Source organism: Sinorhizobium alkalisoli, from assembly GCF_008932245.1.
GTDB lineage: Bacteria > Pseudomonadota > Alphaproteobacteria > Rhizobiales > Rhizobiaceae > Sinorhizobium > Sinorhizobium alkalisoli.
In genome coordinates, this window is sequence record NZ_CP034909.1 from 1,447,691 (window position 1) to 1,473,083 (window position 25,393).

Genomic DNA, 25,393 nt, shown 5'->3' on the forward strand with positions numbered 1-25,393 from the left:
CCTATCGCTTCGACGCGAACAATTTCAGATAGGCATCGGTGATCGCCGCCTTGGAAAACTGGCCGATCAGCGTCTCGTGTCCACGCTCGGCGAGCCTGGTTTCCAGGGCAGGATCGTTGACGATCCGCTCGATCGCACGGGCGAAGCCGTCGGCATCGCCGATGTCCACCATCAGGCCGTTGTCGCCGTCGCGCATGAACCATTGCGGTCCTTCGGATCGGCTGGAGACCACCGGCGTCTTCTGGGCCCAGGCTTCGAGGATGACATTGCCGAGCGGCTCGTGGCTGGACGGCATCACGAAAATGTCGGCGGCGGCGAGGAACGGTCTGGTATCCTCCTGCCAGCCGGCGAAGCGCACCCGCCTGGAGACGCCGAGATCGGCCGCAAGCTTTTGCAGATTGTCGCGCTCTTCGCCGTCGCCCAGAAGCCAGAGATGGGCGTCGGGCAATTTGGCAACGGCCTCGATCAGCGTGTGGAATCCCTTGCGCTCGACAAAGCGTCCCATCGACAGGATCAGCGGGGCGTCGGCCGGTGTGTCCAGCGCGGCCCGGTCTTTTGGCGGCGCCCGCTCGGTACTGGTGAAGTTCGATATGACCTCGACTTGCCGCGCCCAGCCCAGATTGCGCACGTGGTCGGCTATGCCCGGCGTGTTGCAGACAAGGCAATCCGTGTTCTTGAAATAGTCGAGGCGCTTCGGATAGTCGCCAAGCCGGGAAATCCTGATGCAGCCGTCATAGGGCGGCATGAGTTCGCTGGCGCGCGGCGCCCATGCCATCAGCGCGTCCGGACTGCCCTGCTCTGCCATGCGCATGGCTTTGCGCGGCAGGAGCAGGCGATCGAGCGAGAGGTTGCGGAAATTGCTTTCCGTGATCGTCGTGGCACCCTCGATCTCCCGACGCCAAATGCGTCCGGGACGAATAATGGATGTCTGCTCGACGCCGCGTTCGGCGAGCGCATTTACGAGATAGACGAAAAAGCGCTCTGCGCCGCCGTCCTTGCCAAAGTGGATATGCATCACTTTCATTGGCGTGCCACAGCCTTGGCAAAAAGCTCGAGATAGGCGTTGGTGATCGCTTCCTCGGAAAAGCGCGTGCGCAACGTCTCGCGGCCGCCGATGCTCAGCCTTTGGCGAAGTGCGGGGTCATCGCGCAATCTGCGGATCGCATTCGCGAGCCCCTCGTCGTCGCCGCAATCGACCATCAATGCATCGGCCTCATCCGTCATCACCCAGGAAGGGCCCTCTGCTCGCGAAGCAACCGTCGGTTTGCCGGCACCCCAGCCCTCGAAGCACACATTGCCGAGCGGTTCATGCATTGAGTTGATGACGAAGACGTCGCCGGCGGCGAGATAGCCATAGGCATTGGTCCGCCAGCCGGCGAAACGCACGCGACCGCGCAGATCGAGCTCGTCGGTCAGCCTTTCCAGCTGTTCCCGCTCGGGCCCGTCGCCGATGAGCCACAAATAGGCTCCATCGATCCTTTTCACGGCGCGGAGAAGACCGTCAAAGCCTTTGCGCCTGACGAAGCGCCCCATGCCGAGAACCACAAAGGCGTCATCGGGCGTTTCCATCTCCGAGCGCGCCACCGGCGCGACGGGGACGGCACGCGTGAAATTTGCGATCACCTCCACGTCCCGCTTCCATCCGAGTGCGCGCACCCTGGCGGCCATATCCGGTGTAATGCACACCAGGGTCTCGACGTTGCCGTAGTAGCCGAGATGCTCTGGATAGTCGCCGAGGCGCGCGATCCGATGGGCACCCTTGTAGGCGGGCATGAACCGGCTTGCACGCAATTGCCACGCCATGATCACATCAGGCTGGAACTCCTTCAAAATGCGATGCATTCTCCATCGCAGCAGGAACCGCGAGAGCGAAATCCTGCGGAACGTGCCTTCATGGATTTTCGCGCTGCCCTTGATCTGGTCGTACCAGCTGCGCCCGGGCCGGATCAGGGCGCGTTGTTCCACACCCCTCTCATGCAGGGCGTTGACCAGGTTCACGAAGAAGCGTTCCGCGCCCCCTTCCTTGCCGAAGTGAATATGCATGACTTTCATCGTGTCGCCTTTCGGAGCTTCAGCGGGAAGGCGCATCGTCGACATTCGGATGCGCTTTCAGCGCATGCCTTTGATAAGCCTTGGCAGCGGTCAGGAACGCATAAACGGCTCCGGTCATTGCCTCGATCAAACCGGGAAAGCCGCAGCGCCACAGGCCATTGCGTAAATAGAGCCGGCAGAAATAGAGAGGCGGGCCGAAGAGCAGTTTGTAGGGCCGCGGCGGTCTGCCTTCGGCGAAATGCTGGTCTGCCTTCAGCGTCGAATACTTGTTTTCCTTGAGGATCTGCTCATCGATGATCAGCGGCCGGTAATGCAGCAGGCTGCCGGCCCTGGCCGCGCCCACCTTGCCGTCCGGAACGATTCCTTCATGCACCTTCTGGCCGAGATCGTAGCGGCCGCGCCCATTGCGGATCAGGCGAAGATTGCGGCGTTCGTGCACTTTCTCGGGCGTGTAGCCATAGCCGATCAGGTAGGGGCGGCGCGCCACCTTCCAGCCGACGACGTCGTCGGGGGCGGCGAGAAGCGATGGCAGCAAAGCCTTGAGCGGCTGGTCGAAGCGCTCGTCGGCATCGATGTTGAAGCACCAGGGTTCACGGCATTGCTCGAGGGCGAACTGCTTCTGCCCGGCATAGCCCCGCCAGGGTTCGTACATGAAGCGGATGGGCCAGCCCTTGTCGATATAGGATTGCACCAGAGCCGCCGTGCCGTCTTCCGAGCCAGAATCGACGATCACGATCTCGGCGCATTGCTCGAGGCCCTCGATGCAATTGCCGAGATAGGACTCTTCGTTCAGGCAGATGATGAAAGCAGACAGCGGGAGCTTCTCTTCGATGGTGGAGCTCTTTCTCACCTGTCCCGGCCCATCCGGGCCTTCGTCCTGGAGATGTTTCAATTCGTTCCGCCCAGCAAAGCCTCGAATGGAGCAGGCCTCAACAGACCTCAGATTTCGACCTGGCAGGCGTCCTTGACCTGGCGGATCGTCAGCATGGTTCGCACCGTGTCGACATTGTCGGTCGCGGTGAGTTCTTCAATAACGAAATCTTGAAAGGTCGCAAGGTTCTCTGCCACGCACTGCAGGAGAAAGTCGGATTCGCCGGAAACCATCCAGGCCTCGCGCACGAGCGGCCACGAAGCGGTGCGCGCTGCGAATGCCTTGAGATTGGCGTCGGACTGGTGCTTGAGCCCGATCATGCAAAAGGCAACGAGGTCGTATCCAAGTGCCGAGGCATTGAGAAGGGCGCGATAGCCGCGAATGACGCCGGATTCCTCGAGCTTGCGGACGCGGCGCAGACAGGGCGGTGCCGATATTCCGACCCGTTCGGCAAGCTCCACATTCGTCATCCGGCCGTTTCCCTGCAACTCCCGCAGGATCTTCATGTCGATGGAATCGAGATCGACGCGCATGACCATTGACCAATATCCCCAATAACTGCCGGCCCCCCGCCGCCGGCGCGTTCTTCCCATATAGACGTTGCGAGCGCAGGGAAACAGCAGCAATCGTCGATAAGGCACACGTCCGGCGCGCCGCCGGACGCAGTCGTGTGGCTAGCACGTAACCGCACGTCGAAACGAGCGCGCAAGCGGACGCATGCACAGAAACTTCAACGGGCCCCTCCCTCGCGAGGCGGTCATGCACTCAGGTCGAGGGATTCCGGCGAGAAATTCCGGCGGAAACGCGGCAAAATTCCTGATCTGGTGTCAATTTCCTGGTGCAGGCGCAAGCACTTGTGTGTATCAGCGGAGGCGCCCTTGAAAGTCCGGGCTGTGAATACCTAAAGTAAGACGATATTTTTGCCACTCACGGAACCCACCGGATAATTCCCGCCAGGTCTTCCGGCGAATGAAGGACACGAGCATGACCGCCCGTCACACCAAAGTGCTGATCATCGGCTCCGGCCCCGCCGGCTATACCGCCGCGATTTATACGGCGCGCGCCATGCTTTCGCCCGTACTGATCGCGGGGATGGAACAGGGTGGGCAATTGATGATCACCACGGATGTCGAGAATTACCCGGGCTATGCCGATCCGGTCCAGGGCCCGTGGATGATGGAGCAGATGCTGAAGCAGGCCGTCCATGTCGGCGCCGAGATCGTCAATGATATCGTCACCGATGTCGATCTTTCCGTCCGCCCCTTTCGCGTCAGGACAGACAGTGGCGCCGACTGGACGACCGACGCGCTGATCATCGCCACCGGTGCGAAGGCAAAGTGGCTGGGCATCGAAAGCGAGCAGACCTTCATGGGCTTCGGCGTTTCTGCTTGCGCCACCTGCGATGGCTTCTTCTATCGTAACAAGGAGGTAATCGTGGTCGGCGGCGGCAACTCCGCCGTGGAAGAGGCGCTTTACCTCTCGAACCTGGCCAAGACGGTAACGGTGGTCCACCGTCGGGACGCGTTCCGGGCGGAAAAGATCCTGCAGGAACGCCTCTTTGCCAAGGCGAACGTAAAGGTCGTTTGGGACCATGAGGTGACCGAATATCTCGGCGCACCGGCAAAGCCGCCGATGCCCGCCTCCGTCAACGGCGTGAAGCTCCGCAACACCAAGACCGGCGATGTCTCCGAAATGGAGACCGACGGTGTCTTCGTCGCAATCGGCCATGCGCCGGCCGTGGAACTCTTCAAAGGCAAGCTTCGCCAGAAGCCGAACGGCTATCTTTGGACCGCGCCCGATTCGACCGCGACGGATGTTCCGGGCGTTTTTGCCGCCGGCGATGTCACCGACGACATTTATCGTCAGGCCGTGACCGCTGCCGGCATGGGCTGTATGGCGGCGCTCGAGGCGGAGAAATATCTGGCGGGTCATATGCCCGTCGCAATTGCAGCCGAATAGAAGCTGCAAAATCGGGGTCGACGCCCTGCAGCGCCGCATGTCGATTCAGACACGCAAAGGTCGCTGCAGCACTTTGGTTGCCGCGTGTTTTGTCCTTAAATCGAAGCCGGTTCAAGGAAACATGCAGTAGGTGCGCCTCGGGTGGGAACAGATGCATTGGTGACGCCCGGAGGACGCCGCTCGGTTCCTCCGGCGATCCGTTATGGGGGTATTCATGGCGCTCGATTGGGACAAACTGCGCATATTTCACGCGGCGGCCGAGGCTGGCTCGTTCACGCATGCGGCAGATAAGCTCCATCTGTCGCAATCCGCCATCAGCCGGCAGGTCAGTGCGCTCGAGCAGGACGTCGGCATCAAGCTGTTTCATCGCCATGCCCGCGGTTTGATTCTGACCGAACAGGGCGAGATGCTTTACCGCACCGCGCATGAAGTGCTGATGAAGCTCGAAAGCATCAAGGCGCAACTGAGCGAGACCACTGACAAGCCCAGCGGCAAGCTCCGCATCACGACGACTGTCGGTCTCGGCCAGGGCTGGCTGACCGACAAGATCCAGGAGTTCATGACGCTTTATCCGGATGTGCAGGTCCAACTCATTCTCGACAACGAAGAGCTCGACGTGAACATGCGGCATGCCGATTGCGCGATCCGGCTGCGCCAGCCGCAGCAGTCGGATCTGATCCAGCGCAAGCTGTTTACGGTGCACATGCATGTCTATGCGGCGCCGTCCTACATCAACAAGCATGGCGAGCCCCACACGCTGGAGGAACTGGATAATCACCGCATCATCACCTTCGGCGAGCCGGCCCCGAACTATTTGCTGGACGTGAACTGGCTGGAAATCGCCGGCCGTGATCCGGACAATCCGCGTATCTCGCACCTGCAGATCAACAGCCAGACGTCCATCAAGCGCGCCTGCCTGCTCGGGATCGGGATCGCCATGCTGCCCGACTACATCGTCGGTCGCGACCCCGGCTTGATCCAGCTTCCGATCAGCGCCGAGATTCCCTCGTTCGATACGTATTTCTGCTATCCGGACGAATTGAAGAACTCGGCGAAGCTCAAGGTCTTCCGTGATTATATCGTCGCCAAGTCCCGAAATTGGAATTTTTGACGGCCCGGACATGCCCGATTTCTGGGCGCAGGTTCGCACGAAGGCTAAATAACTGTTTTCTTGGTTTTATTTGCGTCTCCGTGGAGTTTTTGCCCCGCATCTGTTTCATTGTGCGCCGCAAAAATGTGCAGCGATGCGCGCACGGCATGGCTGACATGCATATTAAATGATTGCTCACCGCCCAAAAAAACAGCATACCACACACAGCTGATGCATCTTTGGTGGCTTCTCCTCCCAGTGCCACCGCAGCAGCTGTTCCCCTCTGGAGGTTTTAATTACCTTCACAACTATAAAGGGCCCAAGTTCTCTTGCGGCCCTCTTTTTTTGTTCGCTATTCGTGCAGCCGTCAGTTGAGATTTCTTATGGGAACGCACTTGAAAGCCGGCTGGCTCCTGCCCATATCTCTCTTGGCTGATGCATTTGGCGGCTTTCTCCTCCCCGGCCGCAGCAGCAGCCGTTCCCCTCTGGAGGTTTTTCAAACCTTCACAACTGACAGGGCCCAAGTTCTCTTGCGGCCCTTTTTTTTGCCGCGCGGAACTACAGCGCCCCGCGTCTTGCCGAGCAGCTTCCCTGCGTATCCGGGCGCCCGTACCTGCGCACAGGCGCGCGCCTGATTGAGGAAGCCGGCACGTCGGCGTAACGGGTGTTTCCCGTCGGCGGCGAAGATGCTACTTTTGCGCAATCGGTCGTCGCTGAGGAGCCGCATGGTCGAACAAGGCAGAGCGGGCAGATGCCACATCTGGGGCAACCGTTTGGGACGTCTGGCTCGCGCTGCCGGAGCAGCCGCCGTGGCCATCTGGCACGTTATCGGCGTCGGCGGCCCTGCCGAAGCACGGCCGGATGGGCCCGTTCCGCTGAAATGCATCTATGTCGGCAACTCGGCAGCAGATCCGTCCGTACGTCTTTGCATAAGGCGCGAGAATTTCGCACGCGACGTCTGCAGTATCATCGAGCATTATGCTGATACGAATGGTCTCCCGGCGACGTTCTTCGCCCGATTGATCTGGCGCGAGAGCCTGTTTCAACCGGACGCTGTCAGTCCCAAGGGAGCCGAGGGGATCGCTCAGTTCATGCCGGCGACTGCAAAATTGCGGGGCCTCGCCAACAGTTTCGATGCGGTAGCCGCACTCGGCAAGTCGGCCGAGTATCTGAGCGAACTCAAGCTTCGCTATGGCAATCTCGGATTTGCCGCGGCGGCCTACAATGCCGGCGAAGCCGGGCTCGAGCGTTTCCTGGAGAGGGACAGGCTGCCCTATGAGACGCGCAACTATGTCCTGGCGATCACCGCCCATCCGGTCGAGGATTGGCGAGACAACCCGCCAAAGGCGCTCGACCTCTCGCTCGACAAGGATAAAAACTTTCTGGAGGGCTGTGTAGCGCTTGCGAACACCCGCCGGCTGCGTGAGATCGCCGTTGCCGACGAGGCGGCTTGGGCGCCCTGGGGCGTTCAACTGGCAGCCCATTTCCAGAAGGCCGTCGCGCAGCGAATGTTCCTGAATGCCGTGAAGCGGCTGCCGGCGCCGATCAGCAGTGAAAAGGCCCTGCTCGTGCGGGAGCGAAACGGCAGTTTCGGAGCGAGAGGCCGATACGCCGCCCGGATCGGCCGCCAGACGCGCGCCGAGGCAGATGAGTTGTGCGCCGCCGTTCGCCGGAGCGGCGGGTCCTGCATCGTCTTCAAGAACTGATCGGGGAGCTCGGCGACCAGCTTGGGCCGTCATGCATAAAGGGTCGCTTGTGAAAAAGCCCGCCGGTCTGGCGGGCTTTGTTGTCGCGATGCGCCTGAGATCAATCTTCCGCGTCGGCCGGAGGCTCGGCCACGATGGACTCGCCGGCGGTCACGACTTCCTCGATCCCGTCCTCGCCCTCCGGCTCGCTGATCCGTTCGACGGAGACCACCTTCTCGTCCTTTGCCGTCGAGAAGATCGTGACGCCCTTGGTGGCGCGGCTTGCCAGTCGAATGCCGTCGACCGGCACGCGGATCAGCTGTCCACCGTTGGACACGAGCATGATCTGGTCGTTGTGCTCGATCGGGAATGCCGCAACCAGTTCGCCGATCTCGGCCGTCTTGGAGGTGTCGGTGGCCCGGATGCCCTTGCCGCCCCGGCCGGAGGTGCGGAAATCATAGGACGAGGACCGCTTGCCGAACCCCTTTTCCGAGAGCGTCAGCACGAACTGCTCGCGTGCCTTGAGTTCCTCATAGCGCTCGTTGGTGAGTTCGCCGCCATTGGTGACCTCCTCGCCGACGAGTACGATCTCCTCGTCCTCGCCGGTCGTCGCCCGCCGTTCGGCCGCCGAACGACGCAGATAGGCGGCGCGTTCCCAGGGCTCGGCATCGACATGGGCGACGATCGCCATCGAGATGATCCGGTCGCCTTCCCCGAGCGAGATGCCGCGGACGCCGATCGAATTGCGCCCCGCAAAAACACGTACGTCGGAGACGGGGAAGCGGATGCATTGCCCGAGGGCCGTCGTCAGCAGCACGTCGTCGAATTCGGTGCAGGTGTCGACCGAGAGGATCTCGTCGCCCTCCTCGTCGAACTTCATCGCGATCTTGCCGTTGCGGTTGACCTGGACGAAGTCGGACAGCTTGTTGCGGCGGACGGTGCCGCGCGTCGTCGAGAACATGACGTCCAGGTTTTCCCAGGTCGTCTCGTCCTCGGGCAGCGGCATGATCGTGGTGATGCGTTCGCCGCGTTCGAGCGGCAGCATGTTGATCAGCGCCTTGCCGCGCGATTGCGGCGTGCCGATCGGCAGCCGCCAGACCTTCTCCTTGTAGACGATGCCGCGCGAGGAGAAGAACAGGACCGGCGTATGGGTGTTGGCCACGAATAGCCGGGTAACGAAATCCTCGTCGCGCGTCGCCATGCCGGAGCGGCCCTTGCCGCCGCGGCGCTGTGCCCGATAGGTCGTCAGCGGCACGCGCTTGATGTAACCGAGGTGCGACACGGTCACCACCATGTCCTCGCGGGCGATCAGATCCTCGTCGTCCATGTCCGGACCGCCATCGGCGATCTCGGTGCGGCGCGGCGTGCCGAATTCGTTGCGGACGGCGGCAAGCTCGTCCTTGACGATCTGCATGATTCTGAGCCGCGAGGAGAGGATGTCGAGATAATCCCGGATTTCCTCGCCGATCTTGTTGAGCTCTCCGCCGATCTCGTCCCGGCCAAGCGCGGTCAGGCGTTGCAGGCGGAGGTCGAGAATGGCACGCGCCTGCTCTTCCGAGAGATTGTAGGTGCCGTCGTCATTGATCCGGTGGCGCGGATCGTCGATCAGCCGGATCAGCGCATCGACCTCATGGGCCGGCCAGCGGCGTTCCATCAGCTGCTCGCGCGCGCTCTGCGGATCGGGCGCGTGGCGGATGAGCTTGATCACTTCGTCGATATTGGCGACGGCGATGGCGAGACCGACCAGGACATGCGCCCGCTCGCGTGCCTTGCGCAGCAGGTATTTCGTTCGCCGGCTAACAACATCCTCGCGGAACGAGACGAAGGCGCGCAGCATGTCGAGCAGCGTCATCTGCTCCGGCTTGCCGCCGTTCAGCGCCACCATGTTGCAGCCGAAGGAGGTCTGCAGCGGCGTGTAGCGGTAAAGCTGGTTGAGAATGACATCGGCATTGGCATCGCGCTTTAGCTCGATCACGACGCGGTAACCTTGCCGGTCCGACTCGTCGCGGAGATCCGAGATGCCCTCGATGCGCTTCTCGCGCACCAGTTCGGCCATCTTCTCGATCATCGTCGCCTTGTTCACCTGATAGGGAATCTCGGTGATGATGATCTGTTCGCGGTCGCCGCGCATCGGCTCGATATGGGCGCGCCCGCGCATGATCACCGAGCCGCGGCCGGTCTCATAGGCCTGGCGGATGCCGGCACGGCCAAGGATCAGCGCCCCCGTCGGAAAGTCCGGACCGGGAATGATCTGCATCAGTTCCGGCAGTTCGATTGCCGGATCGTCGATCAGCGCGATGCAGCCGTCGATGACTTCGCCGAGATTGTGCGGCGGAATGTTGGTCGCCATGCCGACGGCGATGCCGCCGGCGCCATTGACGAGCAGGTTCGGAAATTTCGCCGGAACGACGACGGGTTCCTGCAGGGTGCCGTCGTAGTTCTCGCGGAAATCGACCGTTTCCTTGTCGAGATCGTCGAGCAGCGAATGGGCGGCCTTCTGCAGCCGGCATTCGGTGTAGCGTTCGGCCGCAGGCGGATCGCCGTCCACCGAGCCGAAATTGCCCTGGCCGTCGATCAGCGGCAGTCGCAGCGACCAATCCTGCGCCATGCGCGCCAGCGCGTCGTAGATCGCCATGTTGCCGTGCGGATGGTATTTACCCATCACGTCACCGGTGACGCGGGCGCATTTGACGTATTTCTTGTTCCAGTCGATGCCGAGTTCGCTCATCCCGTAGAGGATGCGCCGGTGAACCGGTTTCAGCCCGTCGCGCACATCGGGAAGCGCGCGCGAGACGATCACGCTCATGGCGTAATCCAGGTAGGACCGCTGCATTTCCTCGATGATGGAAATCGGCTCGATGCCTGGCGGAGTCTTTCCGCCGCCGGGAGTGCTTTGTTCAGTCAATGTCGATCACGATCTTTGTTCAGAATCAGTCGGTTCTTTATAGTCGAATGCGGCTTCGCGCGCCAATTTCGCGCCAATACGGCGTAAGGTTTTGAACAGTCTTTCGCCTCCGGGTCGGGCATTTTCGAGGCATGTGTGCGCCGTGCCGGTTTAAGCCATCGCGGTACGCTTGGCCACTGAAATCGACGTCGGGAACCGACAGCAATTCACAGTACTACAGGGGCGTTTGGGAGACTCGTTCGATGGCGCCCCGCCCGCCCCTTTCCAAGCGCGCGTGGCTTGCCTAACAATGCGGCTCCACAACCCGGACCCAGCCGGAGTCCGTAAAGGGGGAACGGATGATCGATATCGACCTGTTGATCAATGCGCTGACGACACTGCTCGTCACGCTGGACCCGCCGGGTCTGGCGCCGATCTTCCTCAGTCTCACCGTCGGTTTGAACCGGCAGCAGCGCTTCCAGGTGGCGACGCGCGGCTCGCTGATCGCCTTCTTCATCCTGGCGGCCTTCGCACTTTTCGGTGACGGCATTCTCGGCCTGCTCGGCATCTCGATCGGCGCCTTCCGGATTGCCGGCGGCCTGCTGCTGTTCTGGATCGCCTTCGAGATGATCTTCGAGCGGCGCCAGGAGCGAAAGGAAAAGACCGGCGAGGCTGCCGTTACCAGGGATCACATCCACAATATTGCCGTCTTCCCGCTTGCCCTTCCGCTGATCGCCGGACCGGGGGCGATTTCGGCGACCATCCTGCTCGGCAGTTCCTTTCCCTCCGTCCTCGAGCGCCTGCAGCTTCTCGCCGTCATTGCGGTCTCGATGGCGCTTCTGTTCCTGGCTCTGGTGATCGCCGAACGGGTCGACCGCTTTCTCGGCGTCACCGGCCGGGCCATCCTCACCCGCCTGCTCGGCGTCATCCTTGCGGCACTCGCGGTGCAATTCGTCGTCGACGGCGTGCGCGCTGCGTTTGGCATCTGATCGTTCGAGAAAAGCAAACGGCCCGCATGAAGCGGGCCGAACGGATTCTGCCGCTTGAAAGGACGCGCGGCGCCGAAGACACAAGGCAGCGCCGCCACCCGATCAGAACGGAATGTCGTCGTCGAGATCGCGCGAGAAGTTGCTGCCGCCCTGGTTCGGCTGGCCGCCGGCGCGACCGCCGGAGGATTGCCGCGGCTGGTCGTATTCCTCGTAACCGCCGCCGCCGCCGAAGTCGCTGCCGCCGCGGCTGGCCCCGCCGCCCTCGCCGCGACCGTCGAGCATCGTCAGGGTCGAGTTGAAGCCCTGCAGCACGACTTCCGTCGTGTAGCGGTCATTGCCGTTCTGGTCCTGCCACTTGCGGGTCTGCAACTGGCCTTCGATATAGAGCTTGGCGCCCTTCTTCACATATTGCTCGACGACCTTGCAAAGGCCCTCGTTGAAGACGACGACAGTGTGCCATTCCGTCTTCTCGCGGCGCTCGCCGGTATTGCGGTCGCGCCAGCTTTCGGAGGTTGCGATGCGCAGGTTGGCGATCGGCCGACCGTCCTGCGTGCGCCGGATTTCCGGGTCGGCCCCGACATTTCCGATCAAGATCACCTTGTTGACGCTGCCAGCCATATCACTTTTCCCGTGCTTGCCGCCGAACCGCCGGCCCGGCTTTCCGATGTCCCAAGAGCGCGCATCTTAACGGCCCGCCGCCGTCGATACGCCCCGCTCCGCGCGTAATCCACAACTGATATTTGTTCTTTTTTTGTTCTAGCGATTGCCTATTATCCTGTCAACCGAATCGCAATTGATTGGCCTCTTCGCCGTTTGCGCCTCGACATGGGCGCAGTCGTCATTACATAGGGGGCTTCAAACGACCTGCAAAGCTGGCTTCCGATGAGCGAACTCAAGACCATTTCCATTCGCGGCGCGCGCGAGCACAACCTCAAGGGAATCGACCTCGACCTGCCGCGCAACAGGCTGATCGTGATGACGGGGCTTTCCGGGTCCGGCAAATCCTCGCTCGCCTTCGACACGATCTATGCGGAGGGCCAGCGCCGCTACGTCGAAAGCCTGTCCGCCTATGCCCGGCAGTTCCTGGAGATGATGCAGAAGCCGGACGTCGACCAGATAGACGGTCTCTCCCCCGCGATCTCGATCGAGCAGAAGACGACCTCGCGCAACCCGCGCTCGACGGTCGGTACGGTCACCGAGATCTACGACTATCTGCGCCTGCTCTTCGCGCGCGTCGGCGTGCCGTATTCGCCGGCAACGGGGTTGCCGATCGAGAGCCAGACGGTCAGCCAGATGGTCGACCGCGTGCTGGAGTTCGGAGAAGGCACCCGTCTCTATATTCTGGCGCCGCTCGTGCGTGGCCGCAAAGGCGAGTACAGGAAGGAACTCGCCGAATTGATGAAGAAGGGCTTCCAGCGCGTCAAGGTGGACGGGCAGTTCTACGAGATCGCCGACGTCCCGGCGCTCGACAAGAAATTCAAGCACGATATCGACGTCGTCGTCGACCGCGTCGTCGTCAGGCCGGATCTCGCCACGCGCCTCGCCGACAGCATCGAGACCTGCCTGACGCTTGCCGACGGCTTGGCTGTCGCCGAGTTCGCCGACCGACCACTGCCGCCGGACGAAACCGCGGCCGGCGGCGCGGCCAACAAGTCGCTCAACGAGACGCATGAGCGCGTGCTGTTTTCGGAAAAATTCGCCTGCCCGGTGTCCGGCTTCACCATTCCGGAGGTCGAGCCGCGGCTTTTCTCGTTCAACAATCCCTTCGGCGCCTGCACGACCTGCGACGGTCTTGGCAGCCAGCAGAAGATCGACGAGGCGCTGGTCGTTCCGGAACCGAACAGGACACTGCGCGACGGCGCGATCGCGCCCTGGGCCAAGTCGACCTCGCCCTATTACAACCAGACGCTCGAAGCGCTCGGCCAGGTCTTCGATTTCAAGCTCGGCAACCGCTGGAGCGAGCTTTCGGCTGAAGCGCAGAAGGCGATCCTCCATGGCACCGAAGAAAAGATCACCTTCCACTACAAGGACGGTGCGCGCGCCTACAACACCACCAAGACCTTCGAGGGCGTCGTGCCCAATCTCGAGCGGCGCTGGAAGGAGACCGACAGCGCCTGGGCGCGGGAAGAAATCGAGCGCTATATGTCGGCCGCGCCCTGCCCCGCCTGTGCCGGCTACCGGCTGAAGCCGGAAGCGCTGGCGGTCAAGATCAACCGGCTTCACATCGGCGAAGTCACGGAAATGTCGATCCGGGCTGCCCGCGACTGGTTCGAGGCGCTGCCGCATGAGCTCAGCGTCAAGCAGAACGAGATTGCCGTGCGGATCCTCAAGGAGATCCGCGAGCGGTTGCGCTTCCTGAACGATGTCGGACTGGAATATCTGAGCCTGTCGCGCAATTCCGGCACGCTCTCCGGCGGCGAAAGCCAGCGCATCCGCCTTGCCTCCCAGATCGGCTCCGGCCTGACCGGCGTGCTTTATGTGCTGGACGAGCCGTCGATCGGTCTGCATCAGCGCGACAATGCGCGCCTGCTCGACACGCTGAGGCACCTGCGCGACATCGGCAACACCGTCATCGTCGTCGAGCATGACGAGGACGCGATCCTGACCGCGGACTATGTCGTCGACATCGGCCCGGCGGCGGGCATCCATGGCGGCGAGATCGTGGCCGAAGGCACGCCCTCCGAGATCATGGCCAATTCCGGGTCGCTGACCGGCAGATATCTCTCGGGCGAGCTTTCCGTCGCCGTGCCAGGCGAAAGGCGCAAGCCTAAAAAGAAGAAGGAAATCACTGTCGTAGGAGCGCGTGCTAACAATCTGAAGAATGTTACCGCGTCGATCCCGCTTGGCGTCTTCACGGCGGTGACCGGCGTCTCGGGCGGCGGCAAGTCCACCTTCCTGGTCGAAACGCTCTACAAGGCGGCCGCCCGCCGTATCATGGGCGCGCGCGAGAACCCGGCCGATCACGACCGCATCGACGGTTTCGAGCATATCGACAAGGTGATCGACATCGACCAGTCGCCGATCGGCCGCACGCCGCGCTCGAATCCGGCGACCTATACCGGCGCCTTCACGCCGATTCGCGACTGGTTTGCCGGCCTGCCGGAGGCGAAGGCGCGCGGCTACCAGCCGGGCCGCTTTTCCTTCAACGTCAAGGGCGGCCGCTGCGAGGCCTGCCAGGGCGATGGCGTCATCAAGATCGAGATGCACTTCCTGCCGGACGTCTACGTCACTTGCGACGTCTGCCACGGCAAGCGCTACAATCGCGAAACGCTCGACGTGCACTTCAAGGGCAAGTCGATTGCCGACGTCCTCGACATGACGGTCGAGGAAGGCGTCGAGTTCTTCCAGGCCGTGCCGGCGGTGCGCGACAAGCTGGTGACGCTGAACCAGGTGGGGCTCGGCTATATCAAGATCGGCCAGCAGGCTAACACGCTTTCGGGCGGCGAGGCCCAGCGCGTGAAGCTTGCCAAGGAACTGTCGAAGCGCTCCACCGGGCGCACGCTTTACATACTCGATGAGCCGACAACCGGCTTGCATTTCCATGACGTAGCCAAGCTTCTTGAAGTTCTGCATGAGCTCGTCAACCAGGGCAATTCTGTCGTCGTCATCGAGCACAACCTCGAAGTGATCAAGACGGCGGACTGGATCATCGACTTCGGTCCCGAAGGCGGCGACGGAGGGGGCGAGGTCATTGCCAAGGGCACGCCGGAAGACGTCGTGAAGGAACCCCGCTCCTATACGGGGCAGTTCCTGAAGGAGCTTCTGGAGCGCCGCCCGACGAAGAAGGCCGTCGCGGCGGAGTGACCGGCGCTGAGGACTACGGCGCCGCGCGTCTTATCGGACGCGCGAAGGTCGCTGTCGCACTTTGAATTGCTGTCTGTCTTTGTCTTTCAATCGAAATCGATTCAAGGACACATGCAGCAGGTCCTTAAATGATTGCCCCCGCGCCGCGGGCTGAGGAGGAGATGATGGCAGAAACCGGAACGATCCGCGTCGGCATTGGCGGCTGGACCTTCGAGCCGTGGGAAAGCAGCTTTTACCCTTCTGATCTCCCGAAGAAGCGGCAGCTGGAATATGCCGGCAAGGAACTCCGCACGATCGAGGTCAACGGCACCTATTACAGCTCACAGAAGCCGGCGACCTTTGCCAAATGGGCATCGGAGGTGCCGGACGGTTTCATCTTCTCGCTGAAGGCGAGCCGATTCGTGACGAACCGCAAGGTCCTCTCCGACGCCGGCGAATCGATGCAGCGATTCCTGACCCAGGGCCTGACGGAACTGGGCGATCGCCTCGGTCCGATTCTCTGGCAGTTCGCCGCCACCAAGAAATTCGAGCCCGACGATTTCGAGGGATTTCTGAAGCTGCTGCCGGAGAAGCAGGAGGGACTGAAGCTCCGTCACGTGGTCGAGGTCCGCCACCCCTCCTTCCAGACCCCCGACTTCGTGCAAATGCTCGACAACTACAAGGTGGCGGCGGTGCTCGCCGAGCATGCGGATTATCCGATGATCGCCGATGTCACCGCCGATTTCGTCTATGCCCGGCTGCAGAAGGGCAGCGACGAGGTGGAAACCTGCTATCCGCCGCAGGCCCTCGATCTTTGGGCCGAGCGGCTCAAGACCTTTGCCACGGGCCGCGAGCCGGAGGGCCTCGAAAAGAGCGCGCCGGAGCGAAAGGCGGAAAGCCGCCCGCGCGACGTCTTTGCCTTCTTCATCAGCTCGGGCAAGGTCAATGCGCCGAATGGTGCGCGGGAGTTGCAGAAACGCGTTGATTGAGGCCGGCCCAGCGGCCTGTCTCCACGGGCCGGGCTGGACGCTTCCGAGATGTGGCTGGCCCTGACTCTGTGACGCCTCATGCCGCGGTCGCGAATCGGCACGCCGGACGCATCACATCGCGGCGCGGCACGCAATCACGAGTGGCGCTGCGATGTCTCCCTACCCCTTATTTTTACCCCTAAAAAATTCGGTTTCACGGTTGCAGCTTCGCCGCCGGCGCAGACAACCGGCGGAAGTGCCTGATTTTCAACGACTTGATTGATGTCCCCGTTTTCCACAACCCATCCACACAAGATATAGGGGTCAAACTTCCGTCATAAACCACCCCTTGACGCCCAAAGCCGATTCACGGTTAATGGATTTCACGTTGCGACGGCGGCGGACCGGATAGTCAAGCGGCCGGTTCATCCCTCCAAATCGTCGGTTCTGACCAGCGGCCAAACGGGCAGTCTCGGTGTGGCGGCAACGGCGGAGCTTTGCGCGGTTGCGGGTGCTGCCGGGGCGATTTCGGACTGGCGTAAACAAGCTGTTAATACTATATTTAGCGTTTGTAGCCAGGATAATCACAAGATACAGGGTCACCCAGAGCTTGGGTTTCTCAAAACGGACGAAAGCTGGAGCTGGCTGCAGAACGCTTGCGGCCGGGCGGGGTCAACTGCGCTCAATCGGCGCGAAGGCAATAAGGACACGGGACAATGAAGATCGAACGTCGGTTCACCAAAGCAGGGCAATCCGCCTATGCCGAGATCGAATTCCGCAAGGCGACGAGCGAGATCAAGAACCCGGACGGCTCGATCGTTTTCCGTCTGGAGAACATCGGCGTGCCGGCGCAGTTCTCCCAGGTCGCCGCCGATATCCTTGCGCAGAAATATTTCCGCAAGGCCGGCGTTCCGGCGAAGCTGAAGCGCGTCGAGGAAAACGATGTGCCCTCGTTCCTGTGGCGCTCGGTTCCGGACACGGACGCGCTGAAAGCGCTCCCGAAGGATGAGCAATACGGCTCCGAAACGGATGCACGCCAGGTTTTCGATCGCCTGGCCGGCACGTGGACCTACTGGGGCTGGAAGGGCGGCTATTTCGACACGGACGAAGACGCGGCCGCCTTCCGCGATGAACTCGCCTATATGCTTGCCACCCAGCGCGTCGCGCCCAACTCGCCGCAATGGTTCAACACCGGCCTGCACTGGGCCTATGGCATCGACGGCCCCGGACAGGGCCACTTCTATGTCGATCCCTTCACCGGCAAGCTGACGAAGTCGAAATCCGCCTACGAGCATCCCCAGCCGCATGCCTGCTTCATCCAGTCGGTCGCCGACGACCTCGTCAACGAGGGCGGCATCATGGATCTGTGGGTGCGGGAAGCGCGCCTCTTCAAATACGGCTCCGGGACCGGCTCGAACTTCTCCCACCTTCGCGCCGAGGGCGAGAGGCTGTCGGGGGGCGGCAAATCCTCCGGCCTCATGAGCTTCCTGAAGATCGGCGACCGCGCCGCCGGCGCCATCAAGTCGGGAGGCACGACGCGCCGCGCCGCCAAGATGGTCGTCGTCGACATCGACCATCCGGATATCGAGGACTATATCAACTGGAAGGTCAAGGAAGAACAGAAGGTTGCCGCCCTCGTCACCGGCTCCAAGATCGTCGCCAGGCACCTGAAGGCGATCATGAAGGCCTGCGTCAATTGCGACGGCAGCGACGACGCCTGCTTCGACCCGAAGCAGAACCCGGTGCTGAAACGCGAGATCCGCGCCGCCAAGCAGGCCGCGGTTCCGGAAAACTACGTCAAGCGCGTCATCCAGTTCGCACGTCAGGGCTACAAGGACATTCAGTTCAAGACCTATGACACGGACTGGGATTCGGAAGCCTACCTGACGGTCTCCGGCCAGAACTCCAACAATTCCGTCTCCATCAAGGACGACTTCCTGCGCGCCGTCGAGGCCGACGGCGATTGGCACCTGACCGCCCGCAAGGACGGCCGCGTGATGAAGACCCTGAAGGCGCGCGACCTCTGGGAGTCGATCTCCTATGCCGCCTGGGCTTCCGCCGATCCGGGCCTGCATTTCAACACGACGATGAACGACTGGCACACCTGCCCGGCCGCCGGCCCGATCCGCGCGTCAAATCCGTGCTCGGAATACATGTTCCTCGACGACACCGCCTGCAACCTCGCCTCGCTCAACCTGATGCAGTTCAAGGATGCGGCAACGAAGCGGATCAACATCGCCGATTACGAACACGCCGTTCGCCTCTGGACAATCGTGCTCGAAGTCTCGGTGATGATGGCGCAGTTCCCGTCCCGCGAAATCGCCGAGCTCTCCTATGAATACCGCACGCTCGGCCTCGGCTACGCGAATATTGGCGGTCTGCTGATGTCCTCCGGCATTCCCTATGATTCGCCGGAGGGCCGCGCCATTGCCGGCGCGCTGACGGCGATCATGACCGGCATCGCCTATGCCACTTCGGCCGAGATCTCGGCCAAGCTCGGCCCCTTCCCGAGCTTTGCGCCGAACCGCGACAACATGCTGCGCGTGATGCGCAATCATCGCCGCGCTGCCCATGGCGAGACCTCGGGCTATGAGGGCCTGTCGGTCGATCCGGTCGCGCTCGTTCATGCCGATTGCCCGGACCAGGACCTGATCGCGCATGCCAAAAGCGCCTGGGACAAGGCCGTCGAGCTCGGCGAAAAGCACGGCTACCGCAATGCCCAGGCGACGGTGATCGCGCCGACCGGCACGATCGGCCTCGTCATGGACTGCGACACCACCGGCATCGAGCCCGATTTCGCGCTGGTCAAGTTCAAGAAGCTCGCCGGCGGCGGCTATTTCAAGATCATCAACCGCGCCGTGCCGGAAGCGCTGCGCACGCTCGGCTATTCCGAAAGCCAGATCGCCGAGATCGAGGCCTACGCCGTCGGCCACGGCAACCTTAACCAGGCGCCGGCGATCAATCCGACGACGCTGAAGGCCAGGGGCTTCACCGACGAGAAGATCGAGGCGGTCAACGCTGCGTTGAAATCCGCCTTCGACATCAAGTTCGTCTTCAACCAGTGGACGCTCGGCGCCGACTTCCTGAAAGCGACGCTGAAGGTTACGGACGAGCAGCTCGCCTCGCTGGACTTCAACCTTCTGGAGCATATCGGCTTCTCGCGGAAGGACATCGAGGCCGCCAATATCCATGTCTGCGGCGCCATGACGCTCGAAGGTGCGCCTTTCCTGAAGGCCGAGCACCTGCCGGTCTTCGATTGCGCCAATCCCTGCGGCAAGATCGGTAAGCGCTACCTTTCGGTCGAAAGCCACATCCGCATGATGGCGGCCGCCCAGCCCTTCATTTCGGGCGCGATTTCCAAGACGATCAACATGCCGAACGAGGCGACCGTCGAGGATTGCAAGAACGCCTACATGCTCTCCTGGAAGCTGGCGCTGAAGGCGAATGCGCTTTACCGCGATGGCTCCAAGCTGTCGCAGCCGCTCAACGCCTCGCTGATCGAGGACGAGGAGGACGAAGAGGCGATCGAGGAACTGCTGCAGGCGCCGGCCGCAGCCCAGGCTGTCGCCGTCACCGAGAAGATCGTCGAGCGCGTCATCGAGAAGGTGGTGCGCGCCCGCGAGAAACTGCCGAACCGCCGCCAGGGCTATACCCAGAAGGCGATCGTCGGCGGGCACAAGGTCTATCTGCGCACCGGCGAATTCGGCGACGGCCGCCTCGGCGAGATCTTCATCGACATGCACAAGGAAGGCGCCGCCTTCCGTGCGATGATGAACAACTTCGCCATCGCCATCTCGCTCGGCCTGCAATATGGCGTGCCGCTCGAGGAATATGTGGAGGCCTTCACCTTCACCAAGTTCGAGCCGGCCGGCATGGTGCAGGGCAATGACGCGATCAAGAACGCGACGTCGATCCTCGACTACGTGTTCCGCGAGCTTGCCGTCTCCTATCTCGGCCGCCACGACCTCGCCCATGTCGACACGTCGGACTTCAGCAACACGGCGCTCGGCCGCGGCATCCAGGAAGGCAAGACCAATCTCGTCTCGACCGGCTGGACCCGCGGCTACAAGCCGACCATCGTCGGCGGCTCGGGCGAGCGCTCCGAGCCGAAGGGCGCCTCGACCGCGGCCCCTGCCCGCGCCTCCGGCGGCGCGACCGTCACCTCCTTTGCGGGCAGTGCCGCCCGCAAGCTGGAGCCGACGACAGCTGCCGCCACTTCCGAAGTCGTGGCCTTCAAGCGCGACTATGAGGAACGCGCCGCCGAACTCGCCGAAGAGGTCGCTGGCGAAGCGGAACCGGACGTAACCGCCCTCTTCTCCGACAAGGCCGCCGCGGAAGCCGCTGCCGCCAAGTCGGAGGCGAAAAAGGTCGAAGCCGAACGCCGCGCCCGCTCGATCATGCAGGGCTACACCGGCAACATGTGCACCGAGTGCCAGAACTTCACCATGGTGAGGAATGGCACGTGCGAGAAGTGCGACACGTGCGGTGCGACGAGCGGGTGCAGCTGAACGGGAGGCGACGACGACGACGGCGGCGGCGGCGGTGGTACATGAAGAACGACCCCAAGCATTTGGCCAAGTTCAACGTGATAGAAGGAGGCGGCCTGCGGTCGCCTTCTTGGCTGGCTCTCCCGTCGACGGTCATCGGCCGCTCGATACGTGATCGAAATCTCAGCGAAGTCTACCGGTAGCAGCGGGTTGCGGTGCGGAGCTATTTCGGCTACGCAGCGCCGCGTCACGTCCCCGGGTGACGGTCTGAGCGAACTCTGCCTGCGTCAGCCAGCCCGAGGTCAGAGTGCGGTCGGGATCGGTGTGGCAGCTGCGCCAGCTTTGATGCGCTGATCGAGCATGGTTCAGAGACGAAGAAGGTCTCATTTCGTTCGGCGTTCGGCGCGGCATCGGTGATGCCGTGAATCGGATCGAAATCAACGCGCCCCAAGCAGTCAATGCAGCCTCTGCACCGGCTCATCCAGGAAGCTGCGGATGCCGTCACGCTGAACGGTCGCCAGAAATTCTTCGAACGCGTCTCGATCAGTATCGAAGGTATCATTCCAAATAGTCGTGTTTCCTTCCTCGTCGAACACTTCAAGCGTCCAATCGTGATTGGTGCCGGCGGGCCGGTAGATGCGCAATATCACCGTAACCTCGTCCTCGACGAACTCTCCGGAGAATTCTGAAAATTCAAACTCTTGTTCGGTCTCTGTCATTCCTCTGTATAGCACAGCTTGGTTCGCCAGCGGGCGGTTTTCGGTCCGCGATTGCAAAAAGCAGCACCCCGAGACAGCGCGCCCCCATCGGAACGACGGTCCGCCAGGAGTAAGGCGACGGTTGACGCGTTTTCTCTTGCATGAACGTATGGCGAACATAAAGTTGATTTGCTGAGTCGAACACCATGCCAAGCCACCGATGCAATCTCATGATCACCGCCGCTGGCTGCTGGATGGCACCAATGGGAAAACGCGGCGGCCGTGCGATCGCCGTGGGTACCGGCTCTCCCGCCCGTGGATTCCCGGTTGATCGGCTCATTCCCCCGTGAAGCGCCGACCGTGATCGGGTATGGAGGGACTCATGACGGAACGGATTGACGGGGGCGAATGAGCGCGAGCTATCTTGAGAAGCTGAACGACAGGCAGCGCTGCGCCGTCGAGCATGGCGTCGGACAGGATGAAACTGGCGCCGGGCCCCTGCTGATCATCGCCGGGGCCGGATCGGGCAAGACGAACACGCTCGCGCATCGGGTTGCCCACCTGATCGTCAATGGCGCCGACCCGCGCCGCATTCTGCTGATGACCTTTTCGCGCAGAGCCGCCGCCGAGATGTCGCGCCGCGTCGAGCGCATCTGCGCGCAGGTGCTCGGCGCCAATTCCGCTGTCATGTCGGACGCCCTCACCTGGGCGGGGACCTTTCACGGCATCGGCGCCCGGCTGCTTCGGATCTATGCCGAGCAGATCGGACTTGGTGTGGATTTCACCATCCACGACCGCGAGGACAGCGCCGACCTGATGAATCTCATGCGGCACGAGCTCGGGTTCTCCAAGACCGAAAGCCGGTTCCCGACCAAGGGCACCTGTCTGGCGATCTATTCGCGGACGGTGAATTCGGAGACGCCGCTGAACGACGTGCTCCGCAACTGGTATCCCTGGGTCGCCAGCTGGGAAGAGCAGTTGAAGCAGCTCTTTTCCGGCTATGTCGAAGCCAAGCAGGCGCAGAATGTTCTCGATTACGATGATCTGCTTCTCTACTGGGCGCAGATGGTGAGCGATCCGTCACTGGCCGAGGACATCGGCAACCGGTTCGACCATGTGCTCGTGGACGAGTATCAGGACACCAACAAGCTCCAGTCCTCCGTGCTGCTGGCGCTGAAACCCGGTGGGCGTGGCCTCACCGTTGTCGGCGACGACGCTCAGTCCATCTATTCGTTCCGGGCCGCGACGGTCCGCAACATTCTTGATTTTCCGAAGGCCTTCTCGCCGCCGGCCGACGTCATCACGCTCGATCGGAACTACCGATCGACCCAGACGATCCTCGCGGCCGCCAACGGCGTCATCGAGCTGGCACGCGAGCGATTCACCAAGAATCTCTGGACCGAGCGGCAATCGGCGGACCGTCCGAAACTCCTGACCGTGAAGGACGAGGCGGACCAGGCGAATTACATCGTCGAGCAGGTCCTCGCCAATCGCGAATCGGGCATGCCGCTGAAGCAGCAGGCGGTCCTGTTCCGCACATCGAGCCACAGCGGGCCGCTCGAGGTGGAACTGACCCGCCGCAACATCCCCTTCGTGAAATTCGGCGGGCTGAAATTCCTCGACAGCGCCCATGTCAAGGACCTGCTCGCCGTGCTGCGCTTCGCGCAAAATCCACGAGACCGGGTTGCCGGCTTCCGGCTGCTGCAGATGCTGCCGGGCATTGGCCCCCAGACCGCCGGCAAGATTCTCGACGCCATCGCGGCCGATCCGGAGCCGCTGATGGCGCTCGGCGAGATACCCGCTCCACCGAAGAGCGGGCAGGACTGGGGCTCCTTTGTCGATCTGCTGCAGGCCTTACGCAAATCCGGCAGCGGCTGGCCGGCGGAGATCGCGATGGCGCGGACGTGGTATGAACCCCATCTCGAGCGGATGCACGAGGATGCCGAGACGCGCCGGGCCGATCTCATGCAGCTCGAGCAGATCGCCGCCGGCTATCCGGGCCGCGAGCGCTTCCTGACGGAGCTGACGCTCGATCCGCCGGACGCGACGAGCGACCAGTCCGGTGTGCCTCTGCTCGACGAGGATTATCTCGTGCTCTCCACCATTCATTCCGCCAAAGGCCAGGAATGGCGTTCCGTCTTCATGCTCAATGTCGTCGACGGCTGCATCCCGTCGGATCTCAGCACGGGCACGAGCCACGATCTGGAAGAGGAGCGACGGCTCCTCTATGTCGGCATGACGCGCGCCAAGGACAGCCTGACGCTGATCGTGCCCCAGCGCTTCTTCACCAGCGGCCAGCACGCGCAGGGGGATCGCCATGTCTATGCGAGCCGGACACGCTTCATCCCGGCGACGCTGCTGCAGTTCTTCGAGAGTGGAACCTGGCCGACCGTCAGCCCGGCCGCCTCCGAGCGAAGCGCGAAGCAGATCCGCATCGATGTCGCGGCCCGAATGCGGGGCATGTGGAAGTAGAAGTCGAAAGACACACACCCCTCCACTACCATGACGCGCGACTGTAAGATAACGTGCGTTCCGAGCAAACCTCGATGACATTCTGTCACCGGCGGCCATCCAACTTCGTTGAAAATTCTCATTACTTGGATTGTAGCGTGCACTGATACTTCGCTTTTGTGCAGGCAATCTTGGGTGTCGAGCACTCAGCGATTCCGTCGACCAATGAGCAAATCGAACATTGATCGGTAAACTCGAGGCAGTCCGGATTGGCCGCGATGAAATCTTTCATGCTTTGACCATGCGTATGATTTTCACGATTTGGTTGCGGCAGATTCTCGGCGCTTGCGGAGAATGCGAACGCAGCCGCAAGAAGGGAGGCCACGGCGAGTTGCTGTCTTGCAGATTTCATAAAACTCGCCATTTGAAATCGATCTTCAACATCGTGCAGTTGAGTGACAGCATTGGCGCCGCGCCGACATGAGACAAATCGAGTTCGGTATGAGAAGAGATGCAGCAATGCCTGGAAGCGGGCTTGCGCCGCTTACGCCTCAGATCCCGTTCGTTGGCACCAAAGCAACAGAAGAGGATTGCCGGTGCAGCGCATCGCGAACTCCCTGCCCTCCTCGACGAAGAACGCCCGGCCGGGATCGGCGACAGTCCAGTCGCCGTCATCCGATAGCACTTCCACGCGGGAAAGCGGCAGATAAGCGGTCGGGAATTTTCTCCGGTGGTCGGGAAACCGGCTGTAAGGCCCCATGACGGTCAGGCCGATATGGACGTCGTCGCGGTCCTCGATGCCACCCGGGCCGATGATGGATGCATGGGCATGGTCGCGCGCGAAATTGACGCTGGCAAACGGCCCCGATCTCGAACGGTACCAGCGCAATTCCGGCGCGATCGCCAGGATCGCATCGGCCATGGCGCCGATCGTTCCACCGAGCCTGGTTGCTTCCGCCAGCGTTTCGGCCAGATGTTCGGCAGCCGGCAATATATTGCCGCCGGCGCTGTAGAGCGATGACGGTTTCATCAGCGTGTGGAAGATCTTTCCGGCAACGTACTTCGCCATCACCGGTACGTCAGGGGCGAGAAAGAGGTTCGCCGCGACATTGATCACAGTCTGCAGGTTCTTCGGGCGGCTTCCCCAGACCATGATGGGCGCCCTGCCGACCGGCGACGGATCGCAGCTGAAGTTCGAGCGCGCTCTCGAGGCCTGACGGATGGTGCCGGCATCAGGATTGCGATCAACCGCGACAGCTCTTCCGCCTCGGCGCTCTGGCTCTTTCATTTCCGTTTGCCCTCATGCGACGGGACGTCCAGTTCGACGCCTGACCACCCGTGCGTATCGACATTGCATGGATGAAGCAGCGCAGCAAGAAGCCTTTCCGCGGATATTCAGTCGTGATTGCCGAGTTCGCGCTGAAAAGCTTACGGAATCACGCGACAGTTATGCCTGGCCGGCGGATCGCCGGCCAG

The 25,393-nt window shown here is 62.1% G+C and carries 17 protein-coding genes and 1 pseudogene; 9 read left to right on the forward strand and 9 right to left on the reverse strand.

Annotated elements, in window-relative coordinates; all coding sequences use genetic code 11:
* Position 1 precedes the first annotated feature (1 nt).
* The 4 genes from EKH55_RS07205 to EKH55_RS07220 form a co-directional block, all read right to left on the reverse strand.
* Positions 2–1,024: a glycosyltransferase gene (locus tag EKH55_RS07205; RefSeq protein WP_151611234.1), complete on the reverse strand. Its 1,023-nt coding sequence runs from the start codon at positions 1,022–1,024 to the stop codon at positions 2–4.
* Positions 1,021–2,052 carry a glycosyltransferase gene (locus EKH55_RS07210; RefSeq protein WP_151611235.1) on the reverse strand — a complete coding sequence of 344 codons (1,032 nt, stop codon included), beginning with the start codon at positions 2,050–2,052 and terminating at the stop codon, positions 1,021–1,023. The genes EKH55_RS07205 and EKH55_RS07210 overlap by 4 nt, the downstream gene beginning before the upstream one ends.
* Before the next feature lie 19 nt (positions 2,053–2,071).
* Positions 2,072–2,884, reverse strand: a complete 813-nt coding sequence (locus EKH55_RS07215) for a glycosyltransferase family 2 protein (protein ID WP_151611958.1) — start codon at positions 2,882–2,884, stop codon at positions 2,072–2,074.
* A gap of 107 nt (positions 2,885–2,991) precedes the next feature.
* Positions 2,992–3,462 carry an Lrp/AsnC family transcriptional regulator gene (locus tag EKH55_RS07220; RefSeq protein WP_069457415.1) on the reverse strand — a complete coding sequence of 157 codons (471 nt, stop codon included), beginning with the start codon at positions 3,460–3,462 and terminating at the stop codon, positions 2,992–2,994.
* A gap of 445 nt (positions 3,463–3,907) precedes the next feature.
* Between EKH55_RS07220 and trxB the strand changes: the two genes are divergently transcribed.
* The 3 genes from trxB to EKH55_RS07240 all read left to right on the forward strand — a co-directional run bounded on the left by trxB (position 3,908) and on the right by EKH55_RS07240 (position 7,678).
* Positions 3,908–4,882 (forward strand): thioredoxin-disulfide reductase, encoded by a 975-nt coding sequence (trxB, locus tag EKH55_RS07225; protein ID WP_069457414.1) that lies wholly within the window; start codon positions 3,908–3,910, stop codon positions 4,880–4,882.
* Positions 4,883–5,096: 214 nt separating this feature from the next.
* The gene (locus EKH55_RS07230; protein ID WP_069457490.1) at positions 5,097–5,993 is read left to right on the forward strand and encodes a LysR family transcriptional regulator VtlR; all 897 of its coding nucleotides are present in this window, start codon (positions 5,097–5,099) and stop codon (positions 5,991–5,993) included.
* Positions 5,994–6,697: 704 nt separating this feature from the next.
* Positions 6,698–7,678, forward strand: coding sequence for a transglycosylase SLT domain-containing protein (locus EKH55_RS07240; RefSeq protein WP_151611237.1), 981 nt, complete (start codon positions 6,698–6,700; stop codon positions 7,676–7,678).
* Positions 7,679–7,778: 100 nt separating this feature from the next.
* Here the strand turns inward: EKH55_RS07240 and gyrA are convergent, their stop codons facing one another.
* Positions 7,779–10,562 (reverse strand): DNA gyrase subunit A, encoded by a 2,784-nt coding sequence (gene gyrA, locus EKH55_RS07245; protein ID WP_151611238.1) that lies wholly within the window; start codon positions 10,560–10,562, stop codon positions 7,779–7,781.
* A 338-nt stretch (positions 10,563–10,900) separates the two neighbouring features.
* Here gyrA and EKH55_RS07250 point away from each other — a divergent pair, with 338 nt between their 5' ends.
* The gene (locus EKH55_RS07250) at positions 10,901–11,530 is read left to right on the forward strand and encodes a MarC family protein (RefSeq protein WP_069457411.1); all 630 of its coding nucleotides are present in this window, start codon (positions 10,901–10,903) and stop codon (positions 11,528–11,530) included.
* A gap of 102 nt (positions 11,531–11,632) precedes the next feature.
* Here the strand turns inward: EKH55_RS07250 and EKH55_RS07255 are convergent, their stop codons facing one another.
* Entirely contained in the window at positions 11,633–12,148 is a 516-nt protein-coding gene (locus EKH55_RS07255) for a single-stranded DNA-binding protein (RefSeq protein ID WP_069457410.1), read from the reverse strand.
* A 264-nt stretch (positions 12,149–12,412) separates the two neighbouring features.
* On the opposite strand from EKH55_RS07255, the gene uvrA reads away from it, so the two are divergent.
* The 3 genes from uvrA to EKH55_RS07270 all read left to right on the forward strand — a co-directional run bounded on the left by uvrA (position 12,413) and on the right by EKH55_RS07270 (position 20,789).
* The gene (uvrA, locus tag EKH55_RS07260; RefSeq protein WP_151611239.1) at positions 12,413–15,334 is read left to right on the forward strand and encodes an excinuclease ABC subunit UvrA; all 2,922 of its coding nucleotides are present in this window, start codon (positions 12,413–12,415) and stop codon (positions 15,332–15,334) included.
* Positions 15,335–15,498: 164 nt separating this feature from the next.
* Positions 15,499–16,302 carry a DUF72 domain-containing protein gene (locus tag EKH55_RS07265; protein ID WP_151611959.1) on the forward strand — a complete coding sequence of 268 codons (804 nt, stop codon included), beginning with the start codon at positions 15,499–15,501 and terminating at the stop codon, positions 16,300–16,302.
* A gap of 695 nt (positions 16,303–16,997) precedes the next feature.
* Positions 16,998–20,789 carry a vitamin B12-dependent ribonucleotide reductase gene (locus EKH55_RS07270; RefSeq protein WP_151611240.1) on the forward strand — a complete coding sequence of 1,264 codons (3,792 nt, stop codon included), beginning with the start codon at positions 16,998–17,000 and terminating at the stop codon, positions 20,787–20,789.
* A gap of 162 nt (positions 20,790–20,951) precedes the next feature.
* Here the strand turns inward: EKH55_RS07270 and EKH55_RS29700 are convergent.
* Positions 20,952–21,143: pseudogene (locus EKH55_RS29700) on the reverse strand (IS3 family transposase); the annotation flags it as partial.
* Between the two features lie 80 nt (positions 21,144–21,223).
* A complete protein-coding gene (locus EKH55_RS07275; protein WP_151611241.1) occupies positions 21,224–21,487 on the reverse strand; it encodes a hypothetical protein in 264 nt (87 codons plus the stop codon).
* A gap of 387 nt (positions 21,488–21,874) precedes the next feature.
* Here EKH55_RS07275 and EKH55_RS07280 point away from each other — a divergent pair, with 387 nt between their 5' ends.
* Together EKH55_RS07280 and EKH55_RS29350 are read left to right on the forward strand one after the other, a co-directional pair.
* The gene (locus EKH55_RS07280; RefSeq protein ID WP_151611242.1) at positions 21,875–23,938 is read left to right on the forward strand and encodes an ATP-dependent helicase; all 2,064 of its coding nucleotides are present in this window, start codon (positions 21,875–21,877) and stop codon (positions 23,936–23,938) included.
* 220 nt (positions 23,939–24,158) lie between these two features.
* On the forward strand, positions 24,159–24,401 hold the full coding sequence (locus EKH55_RS29350; protein WP_192803753.1) for a hypothetical protein: 243 nt from the start codon (positions 24,159–24,161) through the stop codon (positions 24,399–24,401).
* Between the two features lie 60 nt (positions 24,402–24,461).
* Here EKH55_RS29350 and EKH55_RS07290 read toward each other — a convergent pair whose 3' ends face one another.
* Entirely contained in the window at positions 24,462–25,205 is a 744-nt protein-coding gene (locus EKH55_RS07290; RefSeq protein WP_069457401.1) for a dimethylsulfonioproprionate lyase family protein, read from the reverse strand.
* Positions 25,206–25,393: the final 188 nt, after the last annotated feature.